This window comes from Pseudorhodoferax sp. Leaf265 (assembly GCF_001422365.1).
Taxonomy (GTDB): domain Bacteria; phylum Pseudomonadota; class Gammaproteobacteria; order Burkholderiales; family Burkholderiaceae_C; genus Pseudorhodoferax.
In genome coordinates this window covers 57,375-74,254 of record NZ_LMMT01000013.1, presented here as the reverse complement: position 1 = coordinate 74,254, position 16,880 = coordinate 57,375, and the positions used below count along the sequence as shown (strand labels likewise).

At 68.8% G+C, this 16,880-nt stretch carries 15 protein-coding genes; 9 read left to right on the top strand and 6 right to left on the bottom strand.

Going from position 1 to position 16,880, the window contains the following annotated elements; genetic code table 11:
• Positions 1-46 precede the first annotated feature (46 nt).
• Positions 47-652: a tetratricopeptide repeat protein gene (locus tag ASF45_RS14570; RefSeq protein WP_056663563.1), complete on the bottom strand. Its 606-nt coding sequence runs from the start codon at positions 650-652 to the stop codon at positions 47-49.
• 110 nt (positions 653-762) lie between these two features.
• A complete protein-coding gene (locus ASF45_RS14565) occupies positions 763-2,187 on the bottom strand; it encodes an FAD-binding oxidoreductase (protein WP_056663560.1) in 1,425 nt (474 codons plus the stop codon).
• Positions 2,188-2,320: 133 nt separating this feature from the next.
• Here ASF45_RS14565 and ASF45_RS14560 point away from each other — a divergent pair, with 133 nt between their 5' ends.
• From ASF45_RS14560 to ASF45_RS14540, 5 genes are read left to right on the top strand one after another with little or no spacing between them, the layout of a single operon-like run.
• On the top strand, positions 2,321-2,719 hold the full coding sequence (locus tag ASF45_RS14560) for a Zn-ribbon domain-containing OB-fold protein (protein WP_056663556.1): 399 nt from the start codon (positions 2,321-2,323) through the stop codon (positions 2,717-2,719).
• A 4-nt stretch (positions 2,720-2,723) separates the two neighbouring features.
• Positions 2,724-3,899: a thiolase gene (locus tag ASF45_RS14555; protein WP_156473008.1), complete on the top strand. Its 1,176-nt coding sequence runs from the start codon at positions 2,724-2,726 to the stop codon at positions 3,897-3,899.
• A gap of 10 nt (positions 3,900-3,909) precedes the next feature.
• Positions 3,910-5,070, top strand: a complete 1,161-nt coding sequence (locus ASF45_RS14550; RefSeq protein WP_056663551.1) for an acyl-CoA dehydrogenase family protein — start codon at positions 3,910-3,912, stop codon at positions 5,068-5,070.
• A 10-nt stretch (positions 5,071-5,080) separates the two neighbouring features.
• Entirely contained in the window at positions 5,081-6,433 is a 1,353-nt protein-coding gene (locus ASF45_RS14545; RefSeq protein ID WP_056663547.1) for an MmgE/PrpD family protein, read from the top strand.
• A 31-nt stretch (positions 6,434-6,464) separates the two neighbouring features.
• On the top strand, positions 6,465-7,385 hold the full coding sequence (locus tag ASF45_RS14540) for an SDR family NAD(P)-dependent oxidoreductase (RefSeq protein WP_056663543.1): 921 nt from the start codon (positions 6,465-6,467) through the stop codon (positions 7,383-7,385).
• A 35-nt stretch (positions 7,386-7,420) separates the two neighbouring features.
• On the opposite strand, the gene ASF45_RS36935 is transcribed toward ASF45_RS14540, so the two are convergent.
• From ASF45_RS36935 to ASF45_RS14525, 3 genes are all read right to left on the bottom strand, one after another.
• Complete coding sequence (locus ASF45_RS36935; protein ID WP_056663540.1) at positions 7,421-9,208, bottom strand: methyl-accepting chemotaxis protein; 1,788 nt, start codon at positions 9,206-9,208, stop codon at positions 7,421-7,423.
• Positions 9,209-9,344: 136 nt separating this feature from the next.
• Positions 9,345-10,559: an ABC transporter substrate-binding protein gene (locus ASF45_RS14530; protein WP_056663538.1), complete on the bottom strand. Its 1,215-nt coding sequence runs from the start codon at positions 10,557-10,559 to the stop codon at positions 9,345-9,347.
• Positions 10,560-10,678: 119 nt separating this feature from the next.
• Positions 10,679-11,578 carry a LysR family transcriptional regulator gene (locus ASF45_RS14525; RefSeq protein WP_056663535.1) on the bottom strand — a complete coding sequence of 300 codons (900 nt, stop codon included), beginning with the start codon at positions 11,576-11,578 and terminating at the stop codon, positions 10,679-10,681.
• Positions 11,579-11,672: 94 nt separating this feature from the next.
• Between ASF45_RS14525 and ASF45_RS14520 the strand changes: the two genes are divergently transcribed.
• Complete coding sequence (locus ASF45_RS14520; RefSeq protein ID WP_056663532.1) at positions 11,673-12,686, top strand: bile acid:sodium symporter family protein; 1,014 nt, start codon at positions 11,673-11,675, stop codon at positions 12,684-12,686.
• On the opposite strand, the gene ASF45_RS14515 is transcribed toward ASF45_RS14520, so the two are convergent.
• Positions 12,661-13,566: a LysR substrate-binding domain-containing protein gene (locus ASF45_RS14515; RefSeq protein ID WP_056663529.1), complete on the bottom strand. Its 906-nt coding sequence runs from the start codon at positions 13,564-13,566 to the stop codon at positions 12,661-12,663. The two genes, ASF45_RS14520 and ASF45_RS14515, sit on opposite strands and share 26 nt — an antisense overlap.
• Positions 13,567-13,699: 133 nt before the next feature.
• Here ASF45_RS14515 and ASF45_RS14510 point away from each other — a divergent pair, with 133 nt between their 5' ends.
• From ASF45_RS14510 to ASF45_RS14500, 3 genes are read left to right on the top strand one after another with little or no spacing between them, the layout of a single operon-like run.
• The gene (locus ASF45_RS14510; RefSeq protein ID WP_056663526.1) at positions 13,700-14,677 is read left to right on the top strand and encodes a tripartite tricarboxylate transporter substrate binding protein; all 978 of its coding nucleotides are present in this window, start codon (positions 13,700-13,702) and stop codon (positions 14,675-14,677) included.
• 8 nt (positions 14,678-14,685) lie between these two features.
• Positions 14,686-15,651, top strand: a complete 966-nt coding sequence (locus ASF45_RS14505) for a tripartite tricarboxylate transporter substrate binding protein (protein WP_056663523.1) — start codon at positions 14,686-14,688, stop codon at positions 15,649-15,651.
• Positions 15,652-15,679: 28 nt separating this feature from the next.
• The gene (locus ASF45_RS14500) at positions 15,680-16,843 is read left to right on the top strand and encodes an acyl-CoA dehydrogenase family protein (protein WP_056663521.1); all 1,164 of its coding nucleotides are present in this window, start codon (positions 15,680-15,682) and stop codon (positions 16,841-16,843) included.
• The last annotated feature ends 37 nt before the right edge of the window (positions 16,844-16,880 follow it).

Genomic DNA, 16,880 nt, shown 5'->3' with positions numbered 1-16,880 from the left:
CTTGGCTTTCTGCAAAGGGATGGAGAAGGAAAGAAATGCGGGGCGCTCAATAGCGCGACGACCAACCGGTCGGTTGCCAGACCCAGTAGTAGGTGTAGCGGGTCTGCCAGGACTCCAGTTCGACCTGGCGCTTCAGGTCCAACCAGGCCTTGTACTCGTCCTGGTTCTTCTTCCTGGCAGCAGAGGCCTCGGCCAGCAGCTTGCCGGCTTCCTTGTCGCCGCGGCCGGCGGCCATCGACAACCACCGCTCGGCCTCGGCCGGATCGGAGCCCATTTCCTGCAGGCCCGACAGGTAGAAGCGGCCCAGCGCGAGCTGGGCTTGCGCATGGCCGCGTTCGCCAGCGCTGCGCATCCATTGCAGCGCCTGGTAGCTGTTCTGCGGCACGCCATCGCCGCGGAAATAGCGCAGGCCCAGGTCGTAGGCGGCACGCGGGTCCTTCTCGGCGAGCGCGGTCAGCGCGGCGATGCGGCGCGTCTGCTCGGGGTTGTCGTCGCGCGTGGCGTCGAAGGTGGCGCTGTTGCGCGGGCGGTCGGAGCAGCCCTTGTCGTCGCAGATGCGGACCATGGCCGGCTGGTCCGCCGGGACAGCCGGCGGCGCCTGCACGCAAGCGGCCAGCGCAAGTGCTGCAAGAGGCAGAAGCGGTCGGATCATGGAATCCCCATCAGAAAAAGCGCAACTTTATGTCTGGATCTGCAAGAAATCCATGCATGTCAAGTCGGAGGGTAACCAATTCTGACGAAATCTCCGAGGCCGCCGGGCGCCTACAGCGCAAAGATCTTGCCGGGGTTCATGATGTTCTGCGGGTCCAGCGCGCGCTTGATGGTGCGCATCATGTCCACTGCGCCGGCGCCGGTCTCATCGACCAGGAAGTCCATCTTGTGCAGGCCCACGCCATGCTCGCCCGTGCAGGTGCCCTCCAGCCGCAGCGCGCGCGCCACCAGGTCGTGGTTGAGCTGCTCGGCCTTCACGCGCTCCTCGGGCCGGTTCGGGTCCAGCAGGTAGCCGAAATGGAAGTTGCCGTCGCCCACGTGGCCGACCAGGAAGTAGGGGATGCCGCTGGCGTCGGCCTCGGCCACGGAATCGAGCAGGCAGTCCGCCAAGCGCGAGATCGGCACGCAGGTGTCGGTGGAGATCACCTTGCAGCCCGGGCGCGACTGCACGGCCGCGAAGTAGGCGTTGTGCCGCGCCGTCCACAGCCGCGTGCGCTCTTCCGGCGTGCTGGCCCATTCGAAGGCGTTGCCGCCGAATTCGGAGGCGATCTCCTGCACCGTCTCGGCCTGCTCCTTCACGCTGGCCGGCGAGCCGTGGAACTCCATGAGCAGCATGGGTTCCTCGCGCAAGGAGAGCTTGGCGTAGGCATTCACCATGCGCACGGTGTTCGCGTCGATGAGTTCCACGCGCGCGATCGGCACGCCCAGTTGCACCGTCTGGATCACGCTGCGCACAGCCGCCTCGATGCTAGGGAACGAGCAGATCGCGGCCGACACTGCCTCGGGCAGCGGGTAGATCTTGAGCGTGATCTCGGTGATCACGCCCAGCGTGCCCTCGCTGCCCACCATGAGCCGCGTGAGGTCGTAGCCGGCCGATGACTTCTTGGCCCGCGTGCCGGTGCGGATGGCCTCGCCCTGGGCCGTGACCACCTCCAGCGCCAGCACGTTCTCGCGCATGGTGCCGTAGCGCACGGCGTTGGTGCCGCTCGCGCGCGTGGCGGCCATGCCGCCGATGGAGGCATCGGCGCCGGGGTCGATCGGAAAGAACAGGCCCGTGCTCTTGATCTCGTCGTTGAGCTGCTTGCGCGTGACGCCGGGCTGCACCGTGACGGTCAGGTCTTCGGCGTTGATGGCCAGCACCTTGTTCATGCGCGAGACGTCGATGCTGATGCCACCCTGCACGGCCAGCAGGTGGCCTTCCAGCGAGGAGCCGACGCCGAACGGGATCACGGGCACCGCGTGCGCAGCGGCCAGGCGCACCGCCTGCGCCACATCGTCCGTGCTCTCGGCGAACACCACGGCGGCCGGCGGCGGCACCGTGAACGAGGACTCGTCGCGCCCATGCTGCTCGCGCACCACGAGCGCCGTGGAACAGCGCTCGCCGAAACGGGCCTTGAGCGCCTCGATCAGCACCGCGGGCACCTCGCGCGGGTGGAATTCGGGGGTCAGCTGGGCGGTGCTGGTGGGGGCGTTCATGGGTGTGTCTCCGAGAGGGAGCGCCATTCTAGGAGTGGCCTGAACACCCCGTTCACCAAATACGGATGGCGCCGGCCAGCCCCGGGCGGCATGCTTGTGTCCGTTCGAAACCCGAAGAGACACGCTTGTCCCCATGACCAACATCACACCACCCGATGCCGCGGGCGGCGTCCAGGCGCGCCACCAGGCCGCATTGAAGAACGGCCGCTTCCTGATCCAGCGCTGCAACGGCTGCCACCAGCACGTCTACTACCCGCGCGAGGTCTGCCCGCACTGCGGCAGCGGTGCGCTCGAGCTGGTCGCGCCGGCCGGCACCGGCACCGTCTATTCCGTGACCACGGTGCGCCGCAAGCCCGAGGCCGGCGGCGACCTCAACGTGGCGCTGGTCGACCTAGACGAGGGCGTGCGCCTGATGAGCCGCGTCGAAGGCCTGCCGGCCAGCGATGTGCGCATCGGCCAGCGCGTGAAGGCGCGCGTGCTGCAGCGCGAGGGCGCGGACGCGCTCGTGGTGTTCGATGCGGTGCAGGGGTGAAGCGATGAGCGATTGGAAACAACTGCGCGGCCGTGCCGCGATTGCCGGCGTGGCCACATTCGGCTGCGGCGAAGCCCCGGGCTACACCGACATGGAGCTGCTGGCCATCTCGGCCCGCCAGGCCGTGGCCGATGCCGGCCTCAAGATGAGCGACATCGACGGCCTGTGCACGGCCAGCGCCGGCGCCACCATGTGGGCCATGCCCGTCATCGAGCACCTGGGCATCCGGCCCACGTACATCGACTCCACGATGATCGGCGGCTCCAGCTTCATCGCCCACCTGCTGCCGGCCATGCACGCGCTGGAATCGGGCCAGTGCAATGCCGTGCTGGTCTGCTACGGCAGCACGCAGCGCACCGCCACCTTCGGCCGCAGGGAAGTGGTGGCCAGCCGCAAGTTCCTCGACCCGCAGCCCTACGAGACGCCCTACGAGCCCATGATGCCGCTGTCGGCCTATGCGCTCGCCGCCGCACGCCACATGCACCAGTACGGCACCACGCGGCGCCAGCTGGCCGAGGTGGCCGTGGCCGCGCGCCAGTGGGCGCAGAAGAACCCCGAGGCCTTCATGCGCGACCCACTCACGATCGAGGACGTGCTCCAGGCCCGCATGGTCAGCGACCCGCTGTCGGTGCGCGACTCCTGCCTGGTCACCGATGGCGGCGGCGCCTATGTGCTGGTGCGCGCCGACCGCGCGAAGGACCTGCCGAACAAGCCCGTCTACGTGCTGGGCAACGGAACGGCCTGCTGGAACCGCCAGATCTCGTCCATGCACGACGTGACCGTGACGGCCGCCAAGGACTCTGGCGCCGCTGCGTTCGCGATGGCGGGCCTGGCACCCAAGGACATCGACGTGCTCGCGCTGTACGACGCCTTCACGATCAACGTGCTGCTGTTCCTGGAAGACCTGGGCTTCTGCAAGAAGGGCGAGGGCGGCCCCTTCGTCGAGAACGGTGCCATCGCGCCGGGCGGGCGCCTGGCCGTCAACACCAACGGCGGTGGCCTCTCGTGCGTGCACCCCGGCATGTACGGCATCTTCGCGCTGATCGAAGGCGTGCGGCAACTGCGTGGCAACTGCGGCGAACGCCAGATCCCTGGCGCCAAGACGGCGCTGGCGCACGGCAACGGCGGCACGCTGTCCAGCCAGGCCACCGCCATCCTCGGCCTGGCCGAAACCCTGTGAGAACCCTGCCATGAGCACCACCCAAGACAAGTACCAGGACATCCGCGACGCCGTGCGCGCCCTGTGCGCCGAGTACCCCGACGAGTACTTCCGCAAGGTCGACGAGAAGCGCGCCTACCCCGAAGAATTCGTCGATGCGCTGACCAAGGCCGGCTGGATGGCCGCGCTGATCCCGCAGGAGTACGGTGGCTCCGGCCTGGGCCTGACCGAGGCCTCGGTGATCATGGAAGAGGTCAACCGCGCTGGCGGCAACTCCGGCGCCTGCCACGGCCAGATGTACAACATGAACACGCTGCTGCGCCATGGCTCCAAGGCGCAGAAGGAGTTCTACCTGCCCAAGATCGCCACGGGCGAATGGCGGCTGCAGTCCATGGGCGTGACCGAGCCCACCACGGGCACGGACACCACCAAGATCAAGACCACGGCGGTGAAGAAGGGCGACCGCTACGTCGTCAACGGCCAGAAGGTCTGGATCAGCCGCATCCAGCACTCCGACTTCATGATCCTCTTGGCGCGCACCACGCCGCTGGCCGATGTGAAGAAGAAGAGCGAAGGCCTGTCCATCTTCATGGTCGACCTGCGCCAGGCCGAGAAGAGCGGCATGACCGTGCGGCCCATCCTCAACATGGTCAACCACGAGACCAACGAGCTGTTCTTTGAGAACCTGGAGATCCCGGCCGAGAACCTGATCGGCGAGGAAGGGCAGGGCTTCAAGTACATCCTGGACGGCCTGAACGCCGAGCGCACGCTGATCGCCGCCGAATGCATCGGCGACGGCTACTGGTTCATCGACCGCGTCTCCAAGTACGTGAAGGACCGCATCGTGTTCGGCCGCCCCATCGGCCAGAACCAGGGCGTGCAGTTCCCCATCGCAGAAAGCTACATCGAGGTCGAGGCCGCCAGTCTCATGCGCTGGAAGGCCTGCGAGCTGTTCGACGCGCACCAGCCCTGTGGCGCGCAGGCCAACATGGCCAAGTACCTGGCGGCCAAGGCCAGCTGGGAGGCGGCCAACGCCTGCATCCAGTTCCACGGCGGCTTCGGCTTCGCCTGCGAATACGACGTGGAACGCAAGTTCCGCGAGACGCGGCTGTACCAGGTCGCGCCGATCTCCACCAACCTGATCCTGAGCTACGTGGCCGAGCACATCCTCGGCCTGCCGCGCTCGTTCTGAGGAGTTGGACATGAGCGAGCATCCCAGCAAGGAACTGGCCGCCTTCGCCGCCGGCCTGCGTTTTGAGGACATCCCCGCGCCCGTGCTGCGCCGCACCGAGGACCTGTTCCTCGACTGGTTCGGCTCGGTGCTGGCCGGCAAGGGCTCGCGCGCGGTCGAGTCCATCGCCAGCCTGGCGCGTGCCATGGGCCCGGCCGATGGCGCGAGCGAGGTGCTGATCTCGCGCACGCGCAGCAGCCCGCTGTTCGCCGCCATGGTCAACGCCGCGGCCTCGCACGTCGCCGAGCAGGACGACGTGCACAACGGCTCGGTGTTCCACCCCGCGGCCGTGGTGTTCCCGCCCGCGCTGGCCGTGGCCCAGGCCATCGGCGCCTCGGGCAAGGATCTGCTCTTGGCTTCCGTGGTCGGCTACGAGGTCGGCATCCGCGTCGGCGAGTTCCTGGGCCGTTCGCACTACCGCATCTTCCACACCACGGCCACGGCCGGCACGGTGGCGGCCGCGGCCGCCGTGGGCCGCCTGCTGGGCCTGGACGCGGCCAGGATGCTGCACGCCTTCGGCTCGGCAGGCACCCAGGCCGCCGGCCTGTGGGAGTTCCTGCGCGACGCGGCCGACAGCAAGCAGCTGCACACGGCCAAGGCCGCCAGCGACGGCCTGCTGGCCGCCTACCTGGCGCAGGACGGTTTCACGGGCGCGCAGCGTATCCTGGAAGGCCAGCAGGGCATGGGCGCGGGCATGTCGACCGACGCCGACCCCGCCAAGCTGACCGATGGCCTGGGCACACGCTGGACGCTGGCCGAAACCTCGTTCAAGTACCACGCCTCGTGCCGCCACACGCACCCGGCCGCCGATGCGCTGCAGCAGGTGGTGCGCGCGCATGGCTTGAAGCTCGCCGACATCGCCCAGGTCACGACCCACGTGCACCAGGGCGCCATCGACGTGCTGGGCCCGGTGACGGACCCCAGCACGGTGCACCAGAGCAAGTTCTCCATGGGCACGGTGCTGGGCCTGATCGGCGCGTTCGACCGCGCCGGCCTGGCCGAATTCGACGCGCATTTCCGCAGCCCCGACGTGGTCGCGCTGCGCGACAAAGTCACCATGGTGCTCGACCCCGAGGTCGACGGCGCCTACCCTCAGCGCTGGATCGGCAAGGTCACGGTGGTCACCACCGACGGCCGCACGCTGCATGGCCGCGTGGACGAACCCAAGGGTGACCCGGGCAACACGCTGAGCCGCGCCGAGATCGAAACCAAGGCATTGCAACTGGCCGCCTACGCGGGCGGCGCCAGTGCCGACGAGATGCGCGGCGCAGCCGAACGCGTCTGGCGCATGGCTGAGTGGCCGCGCGTCACCAACCTGCTGTAACCACTATTTCCAAGACGAAGGAGCACACAACATGAGCGAACAAACATTGATGGCCGGCAAGGTCGTGGTCGTGACGGGCGCCGGCGGCGGCATCGGCCGCGACATCGCGCTGGCGCTGGCCAGGTCCGGCGCGCGCGTGGTGGTCAACGACATCGGCGCGTCCGTCAGCGGCGAAGGCAACGATGCCGGCCCTGCACAGAAAGTCGTCGACGAGATCAAGGCGCTGGGCGGCGAGGCCGTGGCCAACACCGACAGCGTGTCCGACTCGCGCAGCGGCGCGCGCATCGTGACCTCGGCCCTGGACAGCTTCGGCCGCATCGACGGCGTGGTGAACAACGCCGGCATCCTGCGCGACCGTTTCTTCCACAAGATGAGCGACGACGAATTCGACGCCGTCATCAAGGTCCACCTGTACGGCAGCTACTACGTGAGCCGCGCGGCCGCCACGCACTTCAAGGAGCAGAACTCCGGCGTGTTCGTGCACATGACCAGCACCTCGGGCCTGATCGGCAACTTCGGCCAGGCCAACTACTCGGCCGCCAAGCTGGGCATCGCCGCGCTCTCCAAGTCCATCGCGCTGGACATGCAGAAGTTCAACGTGCGGAGCAACTGCATCGCGCCGTTCGCCTGGAGCCGCATGATCGGCTCCATCCCGACCGAGACCGACGCCGAGAAGGCCCGCGTGGAACGCATCAAGCAGATGACGCCCGCCAAGATCGCCCCGCTGGCCGTCGCGCTGTGCAGCGACTCCTCGCAGGACACCAACGGTCAGATCTTCGCCGTGCGCAACAACGAGATCTTCCTGATCAGCCAGCCACGCCCGGTGCGCTCGGTGCACCGCTCCGAAGGCTGGACGCCCGAGTCCGTGCTGAGCCACGCGCTGCCGGCCATGAAGGCCAGCTACTTTGGCCTGGACCGTTCGGGCGACGTGTTCACCTGGGATCCGGTCTGAGCCTGAACGGCCGCCAGGCCGTCCCAGGCAAGCGGCTACGCCGCCAGCCTGAACACCCCCAGCGCGTTCGACAGCCCGGCCGCCTCCTTCTGCAGGCTGCCCGCCGCCGCGGCGGCCTGCTGCACCATGACCGCGTTCTGCTGGGTGCCGCCCTGCATCAGCGCGATCGCCTGGTTGATCTGTTCGATCTCGGCCGTCTGCACGCGGCTGGCCAGGGTGATCTCGCCCATGATGCTGGTCACGCGCTGCACACTGGCGACGATGTCCTTCATCGTGGCGCCCGCATCGGCGACGAGCAGGTTGCCGCTGTCCACGTTCTGCACCGCATCGCCGATCAGGCGCTTGATCTCCTTGGCCGCGTCTGCGGAGCGCTGCGCCAGCGCGCGCACCTCGGAGGCCACCACCGCGAAACCGCGCCCCTGCGCGCCCGCGCGCGCCGCTTCGACGGCGGCGTTCAGCGCCAGGATGTTGGTCTGGAAGGCGATGCCATCGATCACGCCGATGATGTCCACCACCTTGCTGGACGAGGCCTTGATCGACGCCATCACGCTGACCACGCTGGTCACCACGCTGCCGCCCTTTTCGGCGATCTGGCAGGCCGATGCGGCGAACTGGTTGGCCTGGTCGGCGCTGTCGGCGTTCTGCTTGACGGTCAAGGTCAGCTTGCCAACCGAATCCACCGTCTCACCAAGCGAGCTGGCCTGCAGCTCGGTGCGGCTGGACAGGTCGCCGTTGCCGGAGGCGATCTCCTGCGAGGCGCGCCTGACCGATTCGCCGACGTTGCGGATCTTCTGCAGCACCTGGTCGGTGTTGCCGGCGAAGCGGTTGAACGCGGCCGCGATCTCGTCGAGTTCGTCGCGCCCGCGTTCCGGCAGGCGCAGCGTGAAGTCGCCATCGCCGGCCGCCGTGATCACGCTGCGCAAGCGACGCAGGCGGTGCAATGCTTTGGTGATCCACCAGAACAGCAGCGCGGCGGCAACCGCGGCGCAGACCAGCGCGGCGATGGCCGAGGTCGTGATCATGGACTGCAGTGCGGCCGTGGCTTCGTGGCGGTCCAGCGCGATGGCCAGCCGCCAGCGCGTGCCGGGCACGGTCTGCACATAGAGCAGCGTGTCGCGTCCGCCCAGCTCGAGGCGGCGGCCTCGCTGGGCGGGTGCCAGGGCTTCGTTCGACAGCGCCGTGCTGATGGCGCTGGCCGGCTTGAGTGCCAGCGCTGCGTCCGGGTGCGCGATCACGGTCCCGTCGGCGTCCAAGAGAAAGGCGTAGCTCGACGGCGTGGGCCGGATCGCCAGCACGCTGCTGGTCACCGTTTCCAGCAGCACGTCGGCACCGGCCACCGCGCCCACGCGGCCAGGCGCGCCTTGCGCCGCAGCGAAGGTGATCAGCATCTTGCCCGTGCTGGCGCCGATGTAGGGCTTGGTGGTGACGGGCCCGGTCGACTCGGCGGCCAGCCGGTACCACGTGCGCTGCGTCGCGTCGTAGTCGGGTGGCAGGGTGCGCTGCTGCGAGAAGATGGCGCGCTTGTCGGCATAGCCGATGTAGGTCAGGTTGAACTCGCCGGCGCGCTCGGCCGCCAGGATGGCCGGCAGCGGATCGGCCGCGGCGGCGGCCTGTACCAGCGAGGCCACCACCGCCTGCTTGGAGTGCAGCCACACACCGATGGTCTGGCCGTGTGTGGTGGCCAGATCGTTCATCTGCCCGTCCAGCTGCTCCAGCGTGTGGTTGCGGGTCGTGGCCAGGTTGACGGCGGCCACGACGCTCGTCGCAATGGCCACGATCAGCACACAGGCAGCGATCAGTCGCGTTCGCAGGGAGGAGCGCATAGGGCCTCTTCTTGTATATCTTGGTGCGTTCTATTCTGCCTACAAATGTGTCGAATCCGTGCGCAAACCGTGGCCGCGGCGTGCTGCGGCGATGGCATGGCCTTGGCCGCTGCGGCGGTCACAGCGGCCGCCTGCCTTACTTGAGGCTCTCCACCTTCCCGATCGGCTCCAGGTCCACGCCGTTGTAGCGCACCGGCTGCATGGCCGCCACGGCGTGCAGGTCCTCGGCGCTGTTGGCGATCGTCACGCCCGGCAGCAGCAGCTCGACCTTGGGATTCTTGAGGTTGCTGGCGATGCTGCGGATGTTCTCGCGCGTGAGCTTGTCGCCGCATTCGCGCAGCACATGGGCCATGAGCTGCGCCGCCACGTAGCCCGTCACGCCCGAGCTGTTGAGCGGGTCCACGCCGGGGGCGTAGGTCTTGAGCAGCTCCTTGTAGGCCTTCATCTCGGGGTCGTTGTCCCAGGCCTTGGAACCGGGGTCCTTGTAGTAGGCCAGCGTGATCGCGCCCTTGGCCTTGTCGGCACCGGCCGGCTCCATCGCCATCTTGACCGAGGCGCCCGCGATGTTCACGTAGCGCTCGGGCGTCCAGCCGATCTCGGCGGCCTTGCGCAGGGCCTGGGCCGTGGTGCGCGCGGTGGAGGCCAGCACCAGCACGTCGGCGCCCGAGGCCTTGAGCTGCACGATCTGCGAGTCCACCGTGGGGTCGGTCACCTCGAAGGTGGCCTGGGCCACCAGGCTGGCGTTCTTGCCGGCCAGGCCTTCCTGCAGGCCCTTCAGGATCTCCCGGCCCAGGTCATCGTTCTGCATCAGGATCGCGACCTTGGCGCCAGGCTTGTGGGCCGCAATGTGGCTGGCGAACACCTTGCCCTCGCCGCGGTAGCTGCCCAGCATGGGCGTGGTCCAGGGGTACTGCCTGGCGTTGTCGAACTGGCTCGCGCCGCTCTGCAGGAACAGCTGCGGCACCTTCTTGGCGTTCATGTAGCGCTGGATCGCCATGTTGCTGGCCGTGCCCAGGCTGCTGAACCAGGCCAGGATCTGGTCCTGCTCGACCAGGCGGCGCGCCACCTCCACGGTCTTGGGGGGAGAGTACTGGTCGTCGTACATGAGCAGCTTGACCTTGCGGCCATGGATGCCGCCCTGCGCGTTGAGCCGCGCGAAATAGGCCTCGGCCACCTTGCCGATGATGGAATAGCCCGACACCGGGCCCGACAGCGGCATCGGGATGCCGAGCAGGATCTCGGTGTCGCTGGCGCCGGGATCGTACTGCTTCTGGGCGAAGGCGAGGGGGGCGAGCAGGCTGCCGGCCAGGGCGGTGGCGGACAGCGCCAGCGTGCGGCGGGTGATGCGCATGGAGTCTCCAGTTGGAATGGTTTTGGCGCGCCCTGCGGCGCGGGCGAACGCGGACTATGGCCGGCCGCTGGCCCCGGCACCATGGCCGAAGCGATCACGCGCATTGGCGCAATCGATCCTCAGTCGCCTGCGCGTTGGCCTGCCACCCGGCGCACCAGGTCCCAGGCCACCTGGGCGACCGGCGCCAGCGCGCGGTGCCTGCGCCGCACCAGCACGACGCGGCGTTCCATGCGTGGCACCAGCGGTCGCATGACCAGGCCCGGCAGCCCGCCCGGCGGCAGCGCCAGCGTGGGCACGACCGAAATGCCCAGCCCCGCGTCCAGCATGCGGAAGATGGTCGTGGGGTGGCCGACCTCCTGCGCCACGGGCGCCTGCACGCCGTGCGCGCGCAGCGCCTCGTCGATGAGCCGGCGGCTGCCCGAGGCGTGGTCCAGCAGCACCAGCGGCTCGCCGGCCAGCGCGGTCCAGCGCACGCTGCGGCGCCGCGCCAGCGCGTGGTCGGCCGGGCAGACCAGGCAGAAGGGCTCGGTCAGGATGGTCTCGGCATGCAGGTCGGCGCTTTGCGCGGGGTCGATCACCACGCCGAAGTCCACCTCGCCAGCGAGCACGCTGGCCAGCGCGTCGTGCTGGATGCGGTCCAGCAGAACGAGCTCCAGGCCCGGGTGCTCCAGCCGGCAGCGCGCGATGCAGTTGGGCAGCAGGTTGGCCGACAGCGTGGGACTGCTGGCCACGCGCACGCGGCCCTGGCGCTGCGTGGCCAGGCCGCGCACGTCCAACAGCATGGTGTCGAGCTCGTCCAGCACGCGGTCCAGCCGCGCGGCCAGGCTGCGGCCGGCCTCGGTCAGCACGACTTCGCGCGTGGTGCGGTCCAGCAGCTTCAGGCCCAGCTGCTGCTCCAGTTCCGTCACGCAGCGGCTCACGGCCGGCTGGGTCAGGCCGATCTGGTCACCGGCGCGCGTGAAGCTGGCCTGCGCCGCCACGGCCTGGAACACACGCAACTGGCGCAGGCTCACATTCATGCGGCCAAATCATAGATCCATCAGATCAATCCATTTCTCTTGGGTCGCGCAACGCGGTCCAATCGCCGCATTCCTCTTCTTCCGCGACCCGACCATGGCCCGCTCCCGCCTGCTGCCCGACAACTTCACGCTCTACCTCGTCTCCACGGTCGTCCTGGCCAGCCTGCTGCCGGCCTCCGGGCGCCTGGCCCAGGTGCTGGAGGTGGCCACCACCGTGGCCGTGAGCTTGCTGTTCTTCCTGCACGGTGCCAAGCTGTCGCGCCAGGCCATCCTGGCCGGCATCGGCCACTGGCGGTTGCACCTGGTGGTGGTGGCCAGCACCTTCGTGCTGTTCCCGCTGCTGGGCTGGGCGCTCAAGCCGCTGCTGCAGCCGCTGGTGACGCGCGACCTGTACACCGGCATCCTGTACCTGTGCGCGCTGCCGGCCACGGTGCAGTCGGCCATCGCCTTCGTGTCGATGGCGCGCGGCAACATCCCGGCGGCGGTCTGCAGCGCTTCGGCCTCCACGCTGCTGGGGGTGGCTTTCACGCCGCTGGTGGTGGGCCTGCTGTTGTCGCAGAACGCTGCCATGGGCGACCCGCTCGACGCGATGGGCCGCATCGGCATGCAGTTGCTGCTGCCCTTCATCGCCGGGCATCTGCTGCGGCCCTGGCTGGCGGGCTTCCTGCAGCGCCGCGCCTCGGTCATGAAGGTGGTGGACCAGGGCTCCATCCTGCTGGTGGTCTACGCGGCCTTCAGCCATGCCGTGATCGACGGCCTGTGGTCGCAGGTGCCACTCACCGCGCTGGCCGGCCTGCTGGTGGTCTGCGCCGTGCTGCTGGGCCTGGTGCTCGTGATCACCACCTGGAGCGCACGCCGCATGGGCTTTTCGAAGGAAGACGAGATCACCATCGTCTTCTGCGGCTCCAAGAAGAGCCTGATCAGCGGCGTGCCCATGGCCAATGTGCTGTTCGCGGCCAACGTGGCCGGCGCCATCGTGCTGCCGCTGATGCTGTTCCACCAGATGCAGCTGATGGTGTGTGGGGTGCTGGCGCAGCGCTATGCCAGGCGAGCGCAGGCCGAAGTGGCTGCGGCGGTGGCGGCTACAGCAGCCGGTCCGCGAAGCTGAAATTCGCCAGGTGCCGCACCAGCTCCGCCGCCAACCTCGGCAGCGGCTGACCGGCACGGTTGACGATCTTGGTCTCGCGCTGGGCCCAGGCATCCGTCAACGGCACCAGGGCCAGCTTCATGGTGCGCGCATGGCGCGCGGCCGACGAGCGCGGCAGGATGCCGATGCCGACGCCGGCCTCGACCAGCAGGCAGATCGACTCGAAGCTCGACACCTGGATGCGGAACTCCAGGTTGCGGCCGATCTGGCGCGCCAGCGGCGGCAGGAAATTGGCCAGCGCGCTGCCTTCGGCCAGCGAGATGTGCGGCTCGTCCAGCGTCTGCACGAAGTCCATGCGCGGCAGCGCCGCCATCGGGTGCCGCGCCGGCACCACCACCACCAGCTCGTCGGCCACGAAGTCGCGCACCTCCAGCCCCTGTGTGTCCACGTTGCCGGCCACCAGGCCGATGTCGGCGTGGGCCTCGTGGATCGCCATCACGATCTCCTGGCTGAGCCGCTCGTGCAGGTCGATGCTGACATCCTTGTGCTGGGCCAGGAAGCTGGCCAGCGCCGAGGGCAGGGCGCTGGTGATCGAGGTGGTGTTGGCCAGCACCCGCACATGGCCCTTGGCACCCTGGGCGTAGTCGCGCAGGTCGATCTTGAGGTGGTCCACCTGCTGCAGCACCTTGCGCGCATGGTGCAGCAGCGCTTCGCCGGCCGGGTTCAGCTCCACGCCCTGGGGCTTGCGGTAGAACAGCTTGGCGCCGATGTTGTCTTCCAGCTGCTTGATGCGCGTGCTGGCCGCGGCCAGCGAGATGCAGGCGCGCTCGGCGCCGCGCCGCAGGTTGGATTCCTCGGCGACGAAGACGAACAGGCGGAGGTCGAACAGGTCGAAGTGCATGGCGTGGGGCCGCGAGCGTACCGCACCGGCGCGAACACCCCCTTTGCCAAAAACTGATGGCCGGCGGGCCGGCGCGGTGCCATCCTCGCCGCTCCGGCACCTGCCCACAACAAGCCCTTCAGGAGACACGACCATGCCGCAACCCTTCCACCGCCCCGTCCGCCGGGGCCTGCTGGCCGGCCTGCTGGGCGCCGCCGCGCTCGCCACCGCACCGGCCTGGGCCCAGCAGCAGCCCGTGCGCCTGGTCGTCGGCTACGCAGCCGGCGGGCCGGTGGACACCGCCGCGCGCCAGTTCGCCCAGGTGTTCGGCCGCGAGCTGGGCCGCACGGTGATCGTGGAGAACAAGGCCGGCGTGGCCGGCGCGCTGGGCGGCGAGACCGTGGCGCGCGCCACGCCCGACGGCAGCGTGCTGTACTTCGGCGCCAGCCCCACGCTGACGATCACTCCGCACGTGATCAAGAGCATGCCGTTCGACACGGTGAAGGACCTCACGCCGCTGTCCCCCGTGCTGAGCTACGCCAACGCGCTGGTCATCAACAAGGACCTGCCGATCCAGAACCTCAAGGAGCTGATCGCGTATGCCAAGGCCAACCCCGGCAAGGTGTCCTACGGCTCGGCCGGCATGGGCGCCTCGAACCATCTCTCCGGCGAGTTGTTCGCCAAGCAGAGCGGCATCGCGCTGACGCACGTGCCCTACAAGGGCAACGCGCCCGCCATGACCGACGTGATCGGCGGCCAGCTGACCATGATGTTCGACATCGTCAGCACGGCACGCAACTACATCCAGACCAACCGCGTGCGCCCCCTGGTCGTGACCTCGCGCGAGCGCAACGCCTCGCTGCCCGACGTGCCCACCATGCGCGAGGCCGGCCTGCCCGGCTACGAGGTGATCGGCTGGTACGGCGTCTACGGCCCGGCCCACATGAAGACCGAGCAGGTGGCGCTGGTCAACACCGCCGTCAACCGCACGCTGGGCGACGAAGGCCTGCGCAAGCTCTGGGCCGAGCAGGGCTACGACATGTGGAGCGGCGCGCCCGCGGTGCTGGCCGAGCAGCAGCGAAAGGACCTGGAGATGTGGCGCGGCGTGACCAAGGACATCAAGTTCGAGTGAGGGCCGCCATGTCCAAGCACTTCATCTCCTGCGTCGCCGCACTGGCCTTCGCGGCACCCGCGTTCGCGCAGGACGCCTGGCCGACCAAGCCCGTCACCATCATCGTGCCGGCCGCGCCCGGCGGCACCACCGACATCGTCACGCGGCTGCTGGCCGATGGCCTCTCGCGCGCCTGGGGCCAGAGCGTGGTGGTCGACAACAAGGCCGGCGCGGCCGGCATCATCGGCACGCAGCAGCTGGTGCGCTCCGCGCCCGACGGCTACACGCTGATCATGGGCAACATCGGCCCCAACGCAATCAACTACAGCCTGTACAAGAAGCTGCCGTACAAGGCGAGCGACTTCGCGCCCGTGACGCTGGCCGTCTCAGTGCCCAACGTGCTCGTGGTCAACGCCGAATCCGGCATCACCAGCGCCAAGGACCTCATCGCCAGGCTCAAGGCCGAGCCCGCCAGGCACGCCTTCGGTTCTTCGGGCAAGGGCCAGTCGCCGCACCTGTCGGGCGAGATGTTCCTGCAGCGCACCGGCACGAAAGCCGAGCACGTGGCCTACAAGGGCGCAGGCCCGGCCGTGGCCGCGCTGCTGGCCAACCAGTACACCTTCATGGTGGACAACCTGCCCAGCTCGATCGCGCAGATCCAGGGCGGCAAGTTCCGCGCGCTGGCATTGACCGGCGCCACGCGCAGCCCGCAGCTGCCCGACGTGCCCACGATGGCCGAGGCCGGCGTGCCCGACATGGTGGTCACGGCCTGGTTCGGCCTTGTGGCGCCGGCCGGCACGCCGCCGGCCATCGTGAACAAGATCCAGCAGAGCGCCCGCCAGGTGCTGCTGGCGCCCGAGAACGCCGAGCGCCTGCGCGCCATGGGCGCCGAACCGGGGGGCAATACGCCTGCGGAGTTCGCGCGCTTCATCGACGCCGAACGCGCGCGCTGGCACAAGACCGTCGAGGCCGCCGGGCTCTCGATGGACGAATGACTTTCAACCGACCCTTGATGGACCCGACATGATCCGCGACCCAGAAATCACCCAGGCCTTCCTCGACAGCGTGCGCAGCTTCGTCAACGAGCGCCTGATCCCGGCCGAAAACACCGTGGCCGAGACCGACCAGATCCCCGAGGACATCGTGCAGGAGATGAAGGCCATGGGCCTGTTCGGCCTGACCGTGCCCGAGGAGTACGGCGGCCTGGGCGTGACCATGGAGGAAGAGTCGCTGATCATGTTCGAGATGGGCCGTGCCTCGCCGGCCTTCCGCTCGCTGTTCGGCACCACCGTGGGCATCGGCTCGCAGGGCATCCTGATCGACGGCACGCAGGCGCAGAAGGACCACTACCTGCCCAAGCTGGCGAGTGGCGAGCTGACCGCCAGCTTCGCGCTGACCGAGCCCGAGGCCGGCTCGGACGCGGGCTCGCTGCGCACCTCGGCCCGCCGCGGAACCGACGAGAAGGGCGACCACTACATCGTCAACGGCAGCAAGCGCTTCATCACCAACGCCCCGACGGCCGGCATCTTCACGCTGATGGCGCGCACCGACCCGAACAACAAGGGTTCGGGTGGCGTCTCGGCCTTCATCGTCGACGCCAAGACGCCCGGCATCACGGTCGGCAAGCCCGACAAGAAGATGGGCCAGCGCGGCGCGCACACGGCTGACGTGAACTTCGACAACGTGCGCGTGCCGGCCGAGAACATCATCGGCGGCAAGGAGGGCATGGGTTTCAAGACCGCGATGAAGGTGCTCGAGAAGGGCCGCATCCACATCGCCGCGATCTGCGTGGGCGCGGCCGAGCGCATGCTGGAGGACGCGCTCAAGTACGCCATGGAGCGCCGCCAGTTCGGCCAGCCCATCGCCGAGTTCCAGCTCGTGCAGGCCATGCTGGCCGACAGCAAGATGGAAGCCTATGCCGCGCGTTGCATGGTCATCGACGCCGCGCGCCGCCGCGACAACGGCGAGAACGTCTCGACCGAGGCCTCGTGCTGCAAGCTGTTCGCCTCCGAGATCTGCGGCAAGGTGGCCGACCGCGCGGTGCAGATCTTCGGCGGCTCGGGCTACGTGGCCGACCACGGCATCGAGCGCTTCTACCGCGACGTGCGCCTGTTCCGCCTGTACGAGGGCACGAGCCAGATCCAGCAGCTCGTGATCGCGCGCAACATGATCAAAGCCGCGAGCTGATTTCAGCCGCGCGCCGACAACAACAACGGAGACAAGA

Coding starts and splice junctions, on each gene's coding strand:
- ASF45_RS14560 (WP_056663556.1), top strand. CDS start 2,321: ATGACCAACATCACACCACCCGATGCCGCGGGCGGCGTCCAGGCGCGC.
- ASF45_RS14545 (WP_056663547.1), top strand. CDS start 5,081: ATGAGCGAGCATCCCAGCAAGGAACTGGCCGCCTTCGCCGCCGGCCTG.
- ASF45_RS14515 (WP_056663529.1), bottom strand. CDS start 13,566: ATGCACTTCGACCTGTTCGACCTCCGCCTGTTCGTCTTCGTCGCCGAG.
- ASF45_RS36935 (WP_056663540.1), bottom strand. CDS start 9,208: ATGCGCTCCTCCCTGCGAACGCGACTGATCGCTGCCTGTGTGCTGATC.
- ASF45_RS14540 (WP_056663543.1), top strand. CDS start 6,465: ATGAGCGAACAAACATTGATGGCCGGCAAGGTCGTGGTCGTGACGGGC.
- ASF45_RS14550 (WP_056663551.1), top strand. CDS start 3,910: ATGAGCACCACCCAAGACAAGTACCAGGACATCCGCGACGCCGTGCGC.
- ASF45_RS14565 (WP_056663560.1), bottom strand. CDS start 2,187: ATGAACGCCCCCACCAGCACCGCCCAGCTGACCCCCGAATTCCACCCG.
- ASF45_RS14570 (WP_056663563.1), bottom strand. CDS start 652: ATGATCCGACCGCTTCTGCCTCTTGCAGCACTTGCGCTGGCCGCTTGC.
- ASF45_RS14525 (WP_056663535.1), bottom strand. CDS start 11,578: ATGAATGTGAGCCTGCGCCAGTTGCGTGTGTTCCAGGCCGTGGCGGCG.
- ASF45_RS14520 (WP_056663532.1), top strand. CDS start 11,673: ATGGCCCGCTCCCGCCTGCTGCCCGACAACTTCACGCTCTACCTCGTC.
- ASF45_RS14505 (WP_056663523.1), top strand. CDS start 14,686: ATGTCCAAGCACTTCATCTCCTGCGTCGCCGCACTGGCCTTCGCGGCA.
- ASF45_RS14510 (WP_056663526.1), top strand. CDS start 13,700: ATGCCGCAACCCTTCCACCGCCCCGTCCGCCGGGGCCTGCTGGCCGGC.
- ASF45_RS14555 (WP_156473008.1), top strand. CDS start 2,724: ATGAGCGATTGGAAACAACTGCGCGGCCGTGCCGCGATTGCCGGCGTG.
- ASF45_RS14530 (WP_056663538.1), bottom strand. CDS start 10,559: ATGCGCATCACCCGCCGCACGCTGGCGCTGTCCGCCACCGCCCTGGCC.
- ASF45_RS14500 (WP_056663521.1), top strand. CDS start 15,680: ATGATCCGCGACCCAGAAATCACCCAGGCCTTCCTCGACAGCGTGCGC.